The organism is Phycicoccus sp. Root563 (assembly GCF_001427915.1).
In the GTDB taxonomy this organism is placed as follows: domain Bacteria; phylum Actinomycetota; class Actinomycetes; order Actinomycetales; family Dermatophilaceae; genus Pedococcus.
In genome coordinates, this window is record NZ_LMGM01000001.1 from 1,189,568 (window position 1) to 1,203,229 (window position 13,662).

At 70.8% G+C, this 13,662-nt stretch carries 14 protein-coding genes; 8 read left to right on the forward strand and 6 right to left on the reverse strand.

Going from position 1 to position 13,662, the window contains the following annotated elements:
- Window positions 1–26: 26 nt before the first annotated feature.
- The 5 genes from ASD62_RS05545 to ASD62_RS05565 form a co-directional block, all read right to left on the reverse strand.
- On the reverse strand, window positions 27–800 hold the full coding sequence (locus ASD62_RS05545; RefSeq protein WP_082552918.1) for an ABC transporter permease: 774 nt from the start codon (window positions 798–800) through the stop codon (window positions 27–29).
- A gap of 113 nt (window positions 801–913) precedes the next feature.
- Window positions 914–1,831 carry an ABC transporter permease gene (locus tag ASD62_RS05550; RefSeq protein ID WP_082552838.1) on the reverse strand — a complete coding sequence of 306 codons (918 nt, stop codon included), beginning with the start codon at window positions 1,829–1,831 and terminating at the stop codon, window positions 914–916.
- A complete protein-coding gene (locus tag ASD62_RS05555; RefSeq protein ID WP_056915106.1) occupies window positions 1,828–2,976 on the reverse strand; it encodes an ABC transporter ATP-binding protein in 1,149 nt (382 codons plus the stop codon). The genes ASD62_RS05550 and ASD62_RS05555 overlap by 4 nt, the downstream gene beginning before the upstream one ends.
- Window positions 2,976–4,223, reverse strand: coding sequence for a PotD/PotF family extracellular solute-binding protein (locus tag ASD62_RS05560; protein ID WP_056915107.1), 1,248 nt, complete (start codon window positions 4,221–4,223; stop codon window positions 2,976–2,978). Before ASD62_RS05560 ends, ASD62_RS05555 begins: the two co-directional genes overlap by 1 nt.
- Window positions 4,224–4,284: 61 nt before the next feature.
- Window positions 4,285–5,769 carry a gamma-aminobutyraldehyde dehydrogenase gene (locus ASD62_RS05565; protein ID WP_056915108.1) on the reverse strand — a complete coding sequence of 495 codons (1,485 nt, stop codon included), beginning with the start codon at window positions 5,767–5,769 and terminating at the stop codon, window positions 4,285–4,287.
- Between the two features lie 179 nt (window positions 5,770–5,948).
- Here ASD62_RS05565 and ASD62_RS05570 point away from each other — a divergent pair, with 179 nt between their 5' ends.
- The 4 genes from ASD62_RS05570 to ASD62_RS05585 are packed head-to-tail and all read left to right on the forward strand — an operon-like array spanning window position 5,949 to window position 9,697.
- Window positions 5,949–6,425 carry an Lrp/AsnC family transcriptional regulator gene (locus ASD62_RS05570; protein ID WP_200947704.1) on the forward strand — a complete coding sequence of 159 codons (477 nt, stop codon included), beginning with the start codon at window positions 5,949–5,951 and terminating at the stop codon, window positions 6,423–6,425.
- Window positions 6,422–7,819 carry an aspartate aminotransferase family protein gene (locus ASD62_RS05575; RefSeq protein ID WP_056915110.1) on the forward strand — a complete coding sequence of 466 codons (1,398 nt, stop codon included), beginning with the start codon at window positions 6,422–6,424 and terminating at the stop codon, window positions 7,817–7,819. The genes ASD62_RS05570 and ASD62_RS05575 overlap by 4 nt, the downstream gene beginning before the upstream one ends.
- Before the next feature lie 13 nt (window positions 7,820–7,832).
- Entirely contained in the window at window positions 7,833–9,260 is a 1,428-nt protein-coding gene (locus ASD62_RS05580) for an FAD-binding oxidoreductase (RefSeq protein WP_082580590.1), read from the forward strand.
- Window positions 9,261–9,307: 47 nt separating this feature from the next.
- Window positions 9,308–9,697, forward strand: a complete 390-nt coding sequence (locus ASD62_RS05585; protein WP_056915111.1) for a pyridoxamine 5'-phosphate oxidase family protein — start codon at window positions 9,308–9,310, stop codon at window positions 9,695–9,697.
- Between the two features lie 16 nt (window positions 9,698–9,713).
- Here ASD62_RS05585 and ASD62_RS05590 read toward each other — a convergent pair whose 3' ends face one another.
- Window positions 9,714–10,712 carry a phosphotransferase gene (locus ASD62_RS05590; RefSeq protein WP_056915112.1) on the reverse strand — a complete coding sequence of 333 codons (999 nt, stop codon included), beginning with the start codon at window positions 10,710–10,712 and terminating at the stop codon, window positions 9,714–9,716.
- A 41-nt stretch (window positions 10,713–10,753) separates the two neighbouring features.
- Here ASD62_RS05590 and ASD62_RS05595 point away from each other — a divergent pair, with 41 nt between their 5' ends.
- From ASD62_RS05595 to ASD62_RS05610, 4 genes are read left to right on the forward strand one after another with little or no spacing between them, the layout of a single operon-like run.
- Window positions 10,754–11,890, forward strand: a complete 1,137-nt coding sequence (locus tag ASD62_RS05595) for an LOG family protein (RefSeq protein WP_056915113.1) — start codon at window positions 10,754–10,756, stop codon at window positions 11,888–11,890.
- Window positions 11,887–12,723 carry a YndJ family protein gene (locus ASD62_RS05600; protein ID WP_056915114.1) on the forward strand — a complete coding sequence of 279 codons (837 nt, stop codon included), beginning with the start codon at window positions 11,887–11,889 and terminating at the stop codon, window positions 12,721–12,723. The genes ASD62_RS05595 and ASD62_RS05600 overlap by 4 nt, the downstream gene beginning before the upstream one ends.
- Window positions 12,720–13,244, forward strand: a complete 525-nt coding sequence (locus ASD62_RS05605; RefSeq protein ID WP_056915115.1) for a DUF1990 family protein — start codon at window positions 12,720–12,722, stop codon at window positions 13,242–13,244. The genes ASD62_RS05600 and ASD62_RS05605 overlap by 4 nt, the downstream gene beginning before the upstream one ends.
- Window positions 13,241–13,630: a VOC family protein gene (locus ASD62_RS05610; protein ID WP_056915116.1), complete on the forward strand. Its 390-nt coding sequence runs from the start codon at window positions 13,241–13,243 to the stop codon at window positions 13,628–13,630. Before ASD62_RS05605 ends, ASD62_RS05610 begins: the two co-directional genes overlap by 4 nt.
- The last annotated feature ends 32 nt before the right edge of the window (window positions 13,631–13,662 follow it).

Sequence of the window (13,662 nt, forward strand, 5' to 3'; positions counted from 1 at the left end):
GGGGTCGTCCTTGGTGGGGTCGGGGGTCAGCGCTTGCGCGCGTTGCCGATGAGCTGACCGGCCACCACGAGGAGCACCGCGATGACGAACATCGAGAAGCCGATCACGTTGGCCTGGGCCGGGATCCCGCGCAGGTAGGACACGTAGACGAACTTCGGGAAGGTCGTCGCGTCACCCGACACGAAGTTGGTGATGATGAAGTCGTCGAACGACAGCGAGAAGGCCAGCAGCGCGGCGCCGACGACACCCGGGAGCACCAGCGGGAAGGTGACCCGCCAGAACGTGGCCCCGGGACCGGCGAACAGATCCTGCGCCGCCTCCTCGAGCCGTGGGTCGAGGCTCTGCAGGCGGGCCTTGACCGTGACGACCACGAAGCTGATGCAGAACATCACGTGCGCGATGACGATCGTCCAGAACCCCAGCTTGAGGCCGAAGCGGGAGAAGCCCTGCACGAAGATCGTCAGCAGGCTCGCGCCGAGGACGATCTCCGGCGTCGCCATGGGGACGAAGACCAGGACGTTGCTGGCCGCGCGGCCCCGGAACTTGTGCCGCACCAGGGCGAACGCGAGCATCGTGCCGAGCACCGTCGCGACGACGGTGGCGATGACGCCCACCTGGATGGAGGTGACCAGCGCGTCACAGACACCGGGGGCGCCACAGGGGTCCTTCCAGTGCTTCAGCGTCGGACCGGCCGCGGAGTTCCAGACGATGTTGGACTTGCGGTAGTCGTTGAACGAGAAGGCGAACGTGTAGGCCACCGGCACGAACAGGTAGACCAGCACGGCCAGCGCCGCGATCATCGAGACGTGCGTGCCGAGCCACGTCTTCACCCGTGCCAGGGGGGTCGGACCCGCGACGGACGAGCGGGTCGGTGGCGTGGGCCCACCGGTGCGGGGGCGTGAGGCGGTGGCGGTCACAGGAGCTCCTCCGTGCCGAACTTGCGGATGTAGACGAACACCATCGCGAGGATGATCGCCATGAGGGTGAAGCTGAGCGCGGCCGCCGTCGGGAAGCCACCGAGGACCCGGAAGAACTGGCTCTCGATGACGTTGCCGACCATCTTGGTGCTGCGGTCGGACCCGAGCAGCTCGGCGTTGACGTAGTCACCGGCTGCCGGGATGAACGTGAGCAGCGTGCCGGCGATGACACCGGGCAGGCTCATCGGGAGCGTGACCTTGCGGAACGTGGTGAGCCCGTTGGCGTACAGGTCGCCACCCGCCTCGATGACCTTGGGGTCGGCGCGCTCGAGGGAGGCGTAGATCGGCAGCACCATGAACGGCAGGAAGTTGTAGGTCAGGCCGGCCACGACCGCGACCCACGTCTCGGTGATGCGTCCGCCGGGGAGCAGGTGGAGGAACTTCAGCGTCTCCGCCACCGGACCGTTGTCGGCGAGGATCTGTCGCCAGGCGATGGTCCGCAGGATGAAGGACGTGAAGAACGGCGCGATGACGCAGATCATCATGACGTTGCGCCACTTCCCCGCCTTGAACGCCATGGCGTACGCGAGGGGGTAGGCGAGGACGAACGCGAAGAAGGTGGCCAGCCCGGCATACAGCAGGGACCGCCCGAAGTGCGGCGCGAACTCGGTGATCGCGTCGAGGTAGTTCCCGAAGTTCACGTCCCGGTAGTAGTAGCCGGGGAAGCCCGGGAAGCCGCTCTGGAGGGAGACCGTGAACAGCTGCAGGAGCGGGAACACGAAGAACACCAACAGCCAGATCGTGCCCGGGATGAGCAGCAGGTATGGCGCCCACGAGCGTCCGCCGCGCTCCTGCGGCGGACCGTCGTCGGGTGCCCCCGGTGTCCCCCCGCCCACGTGGGCGAGGGCGCTCACGACGCGACCTGGGCTTCGGCGGCCGCGGCCTCGTCCACCTCGACCCCGAACGCGTGCCCGGAGTCCCACTCGAGCCACACCGGGTCGCCCGGGCGCAGGGTGTTGCGCTGGACGTCGAGGTTCTGCTCGTACACGGCCCACGTGCTGCCGCTGGGGACGGTCACGAGGAACTGCGTGGCCACCCCGGTGAAGGAGACGTCGACGACCTGGGCCTTCACGTCGTTGCCGGCACCGGTGGGCTGGTCGCTGCTGATGCGCACCTTCTCGGGACGGACGCCGAAGGTGATCCGCCCGCTGTGGACCGCGGAGCGCGCCTTCGGGATGCGGACCGTCGTGCCCGCCACCTCGACGACGAGGTTGTCGCCGTCGGTGCCGGTGACGTCGCCGACACCCAGGTTGGACTGGCCGACGAAGTTGGCCACGAAGGACGTGCGCGGAAGGTCGTAGAGCTCCTCCGGGTGGCCCATCTGCTCGATCCGCCCGGCGTTCATCACGGCCACGGTGTCGGCCATGGTCATGGCCTCCTCCTGGTCGTGGGTCACGTGGATGAAGGTGAGGCCGACCTCGGTCTGGATCCGCTTGAGCTCCACCTGCATCTGCCGGCGCAGCTTGAGGTCGAGGGCGCCGAGGGGCTCGTCGAGCAGCAGCACCTCCGGGCGGTTGACCAGCGCGCGCGCCAAGGCGACACGCTGCTGCTGGCCGCCGGAGAGCTGGGCGGGCTTGCGGGTGGCGAAGCTCGACATCTGCACGAGCTCGAGGGCGTCCTCCGCGGCCTTGCCCGCGTCGGAGTCACCCCGGCGCCGGGGACCGAAGGAGACGTTGTCCCGGATCGTGAGGTGCGGGAAGAGCGCGTAGCTCTGGAACACGGTGTTGACCGGGCGCTCGTACGGCCGGGAGCCGGTGAGGTCGGTGTCGCCGATGAGGATGCGTCCGCGCGTCGGCTGCTCGAGCCCGGCCACCATGCGCAGCGTCGTCGTCTTGCCGCAGCCCGACGGGCCGAGGAGGGCGAAGAACGAGCCGCGGGGAACCGTGAGGCTGAGGTCGTCGACGGCGGTGAAGTTGGCGAACTGCTTGGTGACCGACTCGAGGTTGAGGTCGCCCTTGGCCGCGCGGAAACCGGCTCCGCCAGAGGAGAAGAGTGCCATCAGTTACCGACCACCTTTGCCCAGATGCTGCTGTAGTCGGCGTCCTCCTGTGGGGAGAGCGCCCGGAACCCCTTGACGTTGTTGTCCTTGATGTAGGACTCGCTCGGGAAGATGAACGGGCTCTTGGCCAGCTCGGGGTCGATCTTCTCCATCTCCGCCTGTGCACCCTCGACGGGGCAGACGTAGTTGACGTAGGCGGCGACCTGGGCCGCGACCTCGGGCTGGTAGTAGTAGTCCATCAGCGCCATGGCGCTCTTCCGGTGCCGCGACGTGATCGGGATCATCATGTTGTCGCTCCAGAGCGTTCCGCCCGACTCGGGGATGACGAACTGCCAGTTGTCGTTCTCGGTCTCGGCCCGCAGCACGAACAGGTCACCGCTCCAGACGATGCCCGCGATGGCGTTGCCGCTCTTGAGGTCCTCGAGGTAGCTGTTGCCCTTGACGCGGCGGATGTAGCCGTCGCTGATGCGCTTGTCGATCTCCGCGACGGCCGCCTCGAACTGCGCCTTGCCGAAGCCCTTGGAGATGTCGACGCCCTGTTGGAGCATGACCAGCCCCAGGGTGTCGCGGAACTCGCTGAGGACGACGATCTTGCCCTTGAGGTCGTCCTGCCACAGGTCGTCGAGCGACTTGAGCTCGCGGCCGACCTTGGACTTGTCGTAGCCGATCCCGGCGAACCCGCTCTGCCAGGTCAGGGACTTCTGGCGACCCGGGTCGAACGAGACGTCCTTGAGCGAGTCGAGCAGGTTGGCCGCGTGCGGCATGCGGATCAGCTCGAGCGGCTGCACCAGCCCGTCGCGGATGACGCGGTTGGCCATCCAGTCGGTGAACACGAAGATGTCGCGGTCGATGTCCTGCTTGGCCCGCAGCTGCGGCGCGATCTTGTTGAAGTAGGAGTCGTTGTCGTCGACGTCCTCGCTGTAGGTGACCTGGATCCCGGTCTTCTTGATGAAGGCCTCGAGCGTCGGGTACTTCTTGGTGTCCTCGTCGTAGTCGAGGTAGGCGGTCCAGTTCGCCCACTTGAGGACCTTGTCGGTGGCCGACACGTCGGTCGGCAGCTGCACGGCGACGGCGCCGGCTGCCGGAGGCGTCGGGGGTGCACAGGCCGACAGCGCTGCCGCAGCACCACCCATGAGGGAGGCCCCGAGGAGTCCCCTTCTGGAGAAGGAGCGATCTCGGGTGGAGGACATCGCGGCGCGGACCAGGCCACGGGCGACGGGGTCTGCGGGAGGTCGCAGGGGTTTCATCGGCACTCGCTAGGGGTTCGGCCGGCTGCCGCCCGAGGACGGCTGCCGGGTGGGACGGGGGTCAGCTGTCGATGTTGGCCATCACGTGCTTGATGCGCGTGTAGTCCTCGAAGCCGTACATGGACAGGTCCTTGCCGTAGCCGGACTTCTTGAAACCGCCGTGCGGCATCTCCGCGACGACAGGAATGTGGGTGTTGATCCAGACGCAGCCGAAGTCCAGCGCCTTCGAGACGCGCATGGCGCGGCCGAAGTCCTTGGTCCAGACGCTGGAGGCGAGGCCGTAGTCGACGCCGTTGGCCCAGCGGATGGCCTCCTGCTCGTCGGTGAACCGCTGCACCGTGATGACCGGGCCGAAGATCTCGTCCTGGATCGCCTCGTCGTCCTGGCGCAGCCCGGACAGCACCGTCGGCTCCAGGAAGAACCCGTCGCCGAGCGCGTCCATCCGGTGCCCACCGGCCGCGACGCTGGCGTGGTCGGGCAGCCGTGACAGGAAGCCCTGCACGCGCTCGAGCTGCTGGCGGTTGTTCACCGGGCCGAGGAGGGCATCCTCGTCCTCGGGCAGGCCGACCTTGACCGAGCTCCTGGCGTACTCGGCCAGTGCCGCCACGAAGTCGTCGTGGATGTGCGGCGCGGCGAGCACGCGGGTCGCGGCGGTGCAGTCCTGGCCCGCGTTGAAGTAGCCCGCGGTGGCGATGCCCTCGACGGCGGCCTCGATGTCGGCGTCGTCGAAGACGATGACGGGCGCCTTGCCGCCGAGCTCGAGGTGGACGCGCTTGAGGTCGCGCGCAGCGCTCTCGGCGACCTGCATCCCGGCACGAACGGAGCCGGTGATGGCCACGAGCGCCGGCGTCCGGTGCTCGACCACCGCGCGGCCCGTCTCGCGGTCGCCGGTGACGACGTTGAAGGTGCCGGCCGGCAGGAACTCGGAGGCGATCTCCGCCATGAGCAGCGTCGTCTCGGGCGTCGTGTCCGACGGCTTGAGCACGACGGTGTTGCCCGCCGCGAGGGCCGGGGCGATCTTCCAGGTGGCCATCATCATCGGGTAGTTCCACGGGGTGACCTGGCCGACGACGCCGATCGGCTCGCGCCGGATCCAGCTCGTGTGGCCCCGCATGTACTCCCCGGCGGAGCGCCCCTCGAGCACGCGGGCAGCCCCGGCGAAGAAGCGGATCTGGTCCACCATCGGCGGCATCTCCTCACTCGCGGTGAGGGCGTGCGGCTTGCCGGTGTTCTCGGACTCGAGGCGGACGAACTCGTCGGCCCTGCGCTCGATCGCGTCCGCGAACCGGAGCAGGGCGGCCTGGCGCTCACCGGGGGTGGTCTGCCCCCACTCCTCGAAGGCGCGGCTGGCCGAGGCGTAGGCCGCGTCGACGTCCTGGGCCGTGGACACGGGGGCGGTCGCGACGACCTGGGCCGTCACGGGGCTGACGATGTCGGCCGTCGCGTCGGTGGTGGCGTCGACGTACTCGCCGCCGACGAAGTTGCGCAGCACGCGCGGCGAGGCCGTGGTGCCGGTGGTGGCGGGGCCGGCGGTCGTGGCGGTCACTGACTCTCCCAGGGAGCTCGGGTACGGATTCCGGTGGTTGGCACTGTAGCCCCAGCACCACCGATTTCAATAGGTTCTCGGCACTTCGATGCGGAAATCAACATCGATTTAACAAATCAGCAACCGATTCCGTCGCGAGGGGACTTGCGCCAAACGAGATCCAGCGACACCATGGCCGCGTGACCCGCACTCCCAGCAACGGCACCGACGTGCGCCTCGACGACGTGTCGAAGGCGATCATCGAGCAGCTGCAGGAGGACGGGCGGCAGTCCTACGCCACGATCGCCAAGCGCGTCGGGCTGTCGGAGGCGGCGGTGCGCCAGCGGGTGCAGCGCCTCCTCGACCAGGAGGTCATGCAGATCGTCGCCGTCACCGACCCGCTGCAGGTGGGGTTCCGACGCCAGGCGATGATCGGCATCCGCGTCGACGGGGACCTGACGCCTGTCGGTGACGCGTTGTCGGCCATGGCTGAGGTCGACTACGTCGTCACCACGGCGGGGTCCTTCGACATCCTCGCGGAGGTCGTCTGCGAGGACGACACGGAGCTGCTCGAGCTCCTCACCAAGCGGATCCGGACCCTCCACGGGGTCCAGTCGACCGAGACCTTCGTCTACCTGAAACTCAACAAGCAGCACTACAACTGGGGTACCCGATGAGCATCGATTCCACGTCCACGACGCCGGCCGGCACCGCATACGCGGACGCTGCCCGGGACCACCTGTGGATGCACTTCACCCGTCACTCGACGTACGAGGAGGGCGGCAAGGTCCCCGTCATCGTGCGCGGCGAGGGCCACAAGATCTGGGACGACCACGGCAAGGAGTACATCGACGGGCTCGCAGGCCTGTTCGTCGTGCAGGTCGGGCACGGTCGCCAGGAGCTCGCCGACGCGGCGGCCCGGCAGGCCAAGGAGCTCGCGTTCTTCCCGCTGTGGTCCTACGCCCACCCCAAGGCCATCGAGCTCGCCGAGCGCCTCGCCGCAGGCGCACCGGGCGACCTCAACCGCGTCTTCTTCACCACCGGTGGTGGCGAAGCCGTCGAGACCGCGTGGAAGCTGGCCAAGCAGTACTTCAAGCTCACCGGCAAGCCCACCAAGCACAAGGTGATCAGCCGGTCGGTGGCCTACCACGGCACCCCGCAGGGCGCCCTCTCGATCACGGGGATCCCGGCCGCCAAGGAGATGTTCGAGCCGCTCGTCCCGGGCGCGTTCAAGGTCCCCAACACCAACCACTACCGCGCGCCTGAGCACCTGCGTGACGACGAGAAGGCGTTCGGCCGCTGGGCCGCCGACCGCATCGCCGAAGCCATCGAGTTCGAGGGCCCCGACACCGTCGCCGCCGTCTTCCTCGAGCCGGTGCAGAACTCCGGCGGGTGCTTCCCGCCCCCGCCCGGGTACTTCGAGCGCGTCCGCGAGATCTGCGACGAGTACGACGTGCTCCTGGTCTCCGACGAGGTCATCTGCTCGTTCGGCCGCATCGGGTCGATGTTCGCCTGCGACGACTTCAACTACGTCCCCGACATCATCACCTGCGCCAAGGGCATGACCTCCGGGTACTCCCCCATCGGCGCGATGATCGCCAGCGAGCGCCTCTTCGAGCCGTTCAAGAAGGGCACGACGAGCTTCCCGCACGGCTACACCTTCGGTGGCCACCCGGTGAGCTCGGCGGTGGCGATGGCCAACCTCGACATCTTCGACCGCGAGGGCCTCAACGACCACGTCAAGGAGAACGCCCCGAAGTTCCGGGCGACCCTCGAGAAGCTGCTCGACCTGCCGATCGTCGGCGACGTCCGCGGAGCCGGGTACTTCTACGGCATCGAGCTCGTCAAGGACAAGGAGACCCGCGAGACGTTCAACGACGCGGAGTCCGAGCGGCTGCTGCGTGGCTACCTCTCCAAGGCCCTGTTCGACGCCGGCATCTACTGCCGCGCCGACGACCGCGGGGACCCGGTCATCCAGCTCGCGCCGCCGTTGATCATCGGGCAGACCGAGTTCGACGACATCGAGAGCCGCCTCCGGTCGGTCCTCAAGGACGCCGAGAAGCACCTCTGAGCCGGCCGCCCTCGTGACCCAGCCACTCTGGTCCGAGGCAGCGCAGCGGGAGGGCTCGAGTGCCGCGTCGTCGGCGCACGAGCCCTCCTCGCCGTCCCTGCCCGGAAGCTCCTCGTCCCCCGCGTCCTCCCCGCCCCCCGCTCCCCTGCCCGCCCGAGCCGACGTCGTCATCGTCGGTGCCGGCTTCACCGGGCTCTGGACGGCGCACTACCTGCTGCTGGCGCAGCCCTCGCTCGACGTCGTCCTGCTCGAGGCCCGGCACGCCGGGTTCGGGGCCAGCGGACGCAACGGCGGGTGGGTCTCCGCCCTGTGGCCGGTCGGTCCCGACACGCTCGCGCGACGCTCGGGCCGGGCGGCGGCGGAGGCGATGCTGGCCGAGCTGCGGCACACCGTCGACGAGGTCGGCACCGCCGCGGAATCTGCGGGGATCGACTGCGGATTCCGCAAGGGCGGCACCCTCGGTCTCGCCCGTTCCGAAGCCCAGGTGGTCCGCGCCCGCGCCGAGGTCGCGCACTCGGCCTCGTGGGGCACCGGCACCCGGTGGCTCGACGCGGCGGAGGCGACCGAGCGGCTCGCGGCCGAGGGCGTCCTCGGTGCGACGTACAACCCGAGCTGCGCGCGGGTGCACCCGCGGCGGCTCGTCGACGGACTGGCTGCCACGGTCCGCGGGCAGGGAGCCCGGATCCACGAGGGTGTGCGCGTCGAGGCCATCGAGCCCGGGCTGGCCCGGCTCGACGACGGCCGCACCGTGCGCGCGCGGCACGTCATCCGTGCGACGGAGGGCTTCACCCCCGTCCTGGCGGGGCACCGTCGCACGGTCGCGCCCGTCTACTCGCTCATGGTCGCCACCGAGCCGTTGCCGGCGCAGCTGTGGGAGCAGATCGGGTTGGCGCAGCGCGAGACCTTCGCCGACCACCGCCACGTCATCATCTACGGCCAGCGCACCGACGACGACCGGCTCGCCTTCGGTGGCCGGGGCGCGCCGTACCACTTCGGGTCACGGGTCAGGCCCGAGTTCGACCACGAGGCAACGGTTTTCGCCGACCTGCGCGCCACCCTTCGCGACCTCCTCCCGCAGATCCGGCAGGTCGAGTTCACCCACGCGTGGGGCGGCCCCCTCGGGATCGCCCGTGACTGGCACCCCTCCGTCGGCCACGACCCTGCCACCGGGCTCGGCTGGGCCGGTGGTTACGTCGGTGACGGCGTCGCCGCCAGCAACCTTGCGGGCCGCACCCTCGCCGACCTGGTGCTGGGGCGCCATACGGCCATCACCGACCTCCCGTGGGTCGGGCACCGCAGCCGGCGCTGGGAACCGGAACCCGCTCGGTGGGTCGGGATCAACGCCGGGCTGCGCCTGGCCCACGCCGCCGACCGCGAGGAGGCGCGCACGGGACGCCCCGCCCGGATCGGGCGGCTCCTCGAGGCCCTCACCGGCCATTGAACCGGCACGCCCCGGCGCCGGCGGCGGGTCGCTGGCAGACTTCGAGGGTGTCCACGCCCCCCGCAGAGCTGTCCGCCGCCGCCCTCGAGTTCGTCACCGTCCGCCACCTGGCGACCCTGACGACGCTGCGCCCCGACGGCAGCCCGCACGTCGTCCCCGTCGGGTTCACCTGGGACCCCGAGGCCCTCGTGGCCCGGGTCATCACCAGCGGGGCGAGCCGCAAGGCGCGCAACGCCGCGGCCGGCAGCCGGGCGGTCCTGTGCCAGGTGGACGGGCGGCACTGGCTGTCCTTCGAGGGACCGGCCCGCGTCCGCACCGACCGCGAGTCCGTGGCGGACGCCGAGCAGCGGTATGCCGCCCGCTACCGCGTGCCCCGCGAGAACCCCGAGCGCGTGGTGATCGAGGTCGCCGTGGACCGGGTCCTCGGCAACGTCTGACTCCTCGCTGTCGACGTCAGGGGCCCTGCTCCGGCTCCTGCGGCGGGAAGGGCTCGTGGGTGAGGCGCAGGTAGTACAGGGGTGAGTCGCCCCACTCGGCGAGCTCGTCCGGCTGGGCACCACGAATCGCTCCCAGCCAGGTGAACGACCGGTTCACGGCGTGGGTGACCATCGCCGGGCCCATCAGCGACTCGAGGGAGTCGCGGTCCAGCACGTCCGCCCACACTCGCGCGTACGCGTCGAGGAGGGCGTCCCACGGGTGGTGCGTGACGCGGGTCGAGTAGCCGTGGGGAACGGCGAGCACCTCGAGCACATGGGCCCACTGGGCGTCGCCGAAGTCGAAGAACCGCAACGCCCCGTCGACGACGAAGACGTTCCGCGGGTGCAGGTCCCCGTGCTCGAGGCTGGACGGCAGGGGGCCTGCGACCAGGGCGGCGACAGCGGCCTCGACGTCACCGATCCGCGAGCGCAGGGAGCCCGCCTCCTCGGCCGTCAGGTGGGAGGGGTGGCCGTCCGGGAGGGCGGCGAGCTCGTCGACCAGCCACAGGTACCGCGCGGGGACCGTGGGCGGGGAACAGTCGGGCAGGCCGGCGCCGACCAGCTCGTCACGGTGGGCTGCCGTCCGGCGCTGCACCGTCGCGGCTGCCGTCAGGAGCCCCTGCCAGTCCTCCAGCGTCGCGTCGCGGCTGTCCCCGAGCGTGGCCCCCCGGTCCGCGGTGATCATCCAGCCGCGGCCGGCGTCCACGGCCAGCGGTGCCTCGACCTCGGTCGGCTCCAGCCGGGCCAGGGCAGCGTGCACGGCGGGTTCGAAGGCGGCGGAGGCACAGTTGGCCTTGAACCACACCCTGCCCCGGTCCGTCGGCACCACGAGCTGGGTCGACCACGGCCGGATCCTCGGCTGCTCGAGCGGGCCCGTGACGCGGCGACCGACGCGCCGCAGCTCCTCCTCGACCCAGCGGGTCGCCTCGCCCCGCCAGGCCTCACCCGCGACGCGCGTGGAGAACAGCTCGCCCATGCCGCGACTCTAGACAGCGACCGGCCGTCTAGAGTCGCAGCATGGTCCGGCGCGAGGTGGAGTCGCTCCCCGCGCTCGAGGCCCTGCTCGCCTCCGGCAAGCCGCTCACCGGGGTCCGGCTGCAGGACCTCGACCTCACGGGCCACGAGGCGCAGCTCCTGGGGCGCACCGACCTCACCGGCCTCGTCGTCCTCGGGGGTCGACTGTCCCCAGAGCTCGACGCGCACCTGCGCGCCCACCGTGCGCTCGTCTTCCCCACCGACCCGCACGCTCCGGTGGACCCCTACCGGGCCACCCTCTACTCACCCGCCGAGCTGTATGCCGGCCTGTCCGAGCACGGCTACGACGCCACCCCGGACTCCCGCGCGTACCGGTGGGCGCGTGACGGCAGCAGGCACCACGACGCCTTCGCCACGCTGCTGCGCGCCATCCACGACGACTCCATCAGCGACGCCCTCGACGAGTTCGTGGACTGTCGCCCGCTCGTGGGGGTGATGGGCGGCCACGCGCTCGACCGCGGCCGCACGGCATACGCCGAGGCAGCGCTGGCCGGCCACCGCCTCGCGCGGCTGGGGGTCATCGTGGCCACCGGCGGAGGACCGGGTGCGATGGAGGCGGCCAACCTCGGTGCGTTCGCCGACGACGAGCAGGCCCTGGAGAGTGCCCTCCGGCGGCTCGCGGCCGTCCCCTCGTTCCGACCCGACATCGGTGCCTGGGCGTCGCTCGCGCTCGAGGTGCGCCAGGAGCTGCGCACGGACGTGCGGGCCGACGACACCGGCGCCCGCAGCCTCGGCATCCCCACGTGGTTCTACGGCCACGAACCACCGAACGTGTTCTGCGACGGCATCGGCAAGTACTTCTCGAACGCCATCCGTGAGGACGGCCTCCTCTCGCGCGCCACCGCCGGGGTGGTGGTGCTCGAGGGCGCGGCAGGGACGGTGCAGGAGGTGTTCCAGGCGCTGACCCCGTCGTACTACGCCGCCGACGACGAGACCCTCGCCCTCCCGCCGGTCGTGCTCGTCGGTCAGGAGTACTGGACGGACACCGTCCCGATCTGGGCAGCCGTGCGTGCCCTCGGGCAGGGGCGGGCCCTCGGCGACGCCCTGCACCTCGTGGACACCGTGGACGAGGCGGTCGCCGTCATCGCCTCCTCACCGGGGCGGGAGGCTGTCCGGTGACCGTGGTCGTCAACCTCGTCGTCACGCTCGGCATGCTCGTGATCGTCCCGTTGGGGCTCCGGCTGCTGCCCGTGGCCGGCACCCTCGCGCTGGCCCGTGCCTACCCCGTCTTCGCCGTGCCCGGCGTCGTCGCCCTCTGGCTCCCCCGCGGCGTCCTCTCCACGACGCTGGCCGGCTGGTACGGCGTCGGCACGTTGCTGCTGGCGTTGCTCGGCGTCCGCCACGGGTGGAACTGCTTGTCCCGCAGGACCCTCCGCGGCGCAGATGCCGCGGCCGTCACGGCACTGGTGTGCCCGGCGATCGCGGCGTTCGCCCTGGTGAGCGAGCGCGCGTCGACCGAGGTGTTCGGGTTCAGCCTGAAGATCCTCGCCCTCACCGTGCCGCACTTCCACTTCGCGGGGTTCGCCGCCGCCCTGGTCGCCCACCTCGTGGCGACCACCCATCCGAGCCCGGTGACGACGGCGGCGGCCTGGTCCGTGCCGTCCGGCACCCTCGTCGTGCGGCTCGGCTACTTCGTCAACGACGAGGTCGAGCTGCTGGGGGCGGTGATCCTCACCGCCGGCATGTGGCTGGTGGGCTGGACCCTGTGGACCCGGGGACGGGCCGGGACCAGGGACTCGCGCACCCGGCTGCTCCTCGGGGTCAGTGCCGTCACCCTCGTCCTGACGATGCTGCTCGCCCTCGACTGGGCCCTGGGCCACGTCGTCGACGCCGTGCCGCACCTGCCCATCGAGTGGATGGCCTGGACCCACGGACTGGCGAACGCCGTCGGCTTCGCCCTGTGTGCCCTCTGCGCCCTCGCGCGCCCGACCCGGATCGAGAGCCGACCATGAAGCTGACCGACCTCGCCCACCTGCCCCTCACCTACGAACCGCGCGGGCTGACCCTCGACGGGCCGATGCCGCAGGGTTTCCACCACCTCGAGGTGGAGCGCCGGCTGGGAGCCGGCGACGCGGCATACGCCCGGGCGGCGGAGGCGCTCATGCGGTGGGCGCCGCAGCGCGGGATCGGTCTGCGTCCGGTGGCGACGGCACCCCGCGCTGCCGAGGGCGTCGAGATCCTCAGCCACCTCGTGGTGCTGCCTGTTCCGTGCCGGGTCGTGTGGACCGTGGAAGGACCGGAACGCACGGGGTTCGGGTACGGCACGCTGCGCGGCCACATCGAGAGCGGCGAGGAGGGCTTCCTCGTCGAGCGCCGCGGCGACGAGGTGTATGCCGTGATCCGCGCCTACGCCCGGGCGGCGACGCTCCTGGCCCGGCTGGGTGGACCCGTGAGCTGGCAGCTGCAGAGAGTTGCGGCGCTGGGGTACCTGCGTGCGCTGCAGCGAGCCGCGGACGGCAGGATGGCACCATGAGCCAGCGCCTGAACCTCGTCACCCTGCTCGTCCGCGACTACGACGAGGCCCTCGAGTTCTACTGCGGCGCAGTCGGGTTCGAGCTCGTCGAGGACACCGACCGGGGCGACGGCACGCGCTGGGTCGTCATCCGTCCGGCCGGCTCGGACGGTACCCAGGTCCTGCTCGCTCGCGCCAGCACCCCCGAGCAGGTCGCCCGCGTCGGGGACCCCGGGGGCGGACGGGTCATGCACTTCCTCGGCACCGACGACTTCGCCGCCGACCACGCGCGGATGGTCGCGGCCGGGGTGCGCTTCCTCGAGGAGCCCCGCCACGAGGAGTACGGCGACGTCGCGGTCTTCGAGGACCTCTACGGCAACCGCTGGGACCTCATCCAGCCCCGCTGACGTCCCCACTCTCCACCCGGCCACCCGGCCCG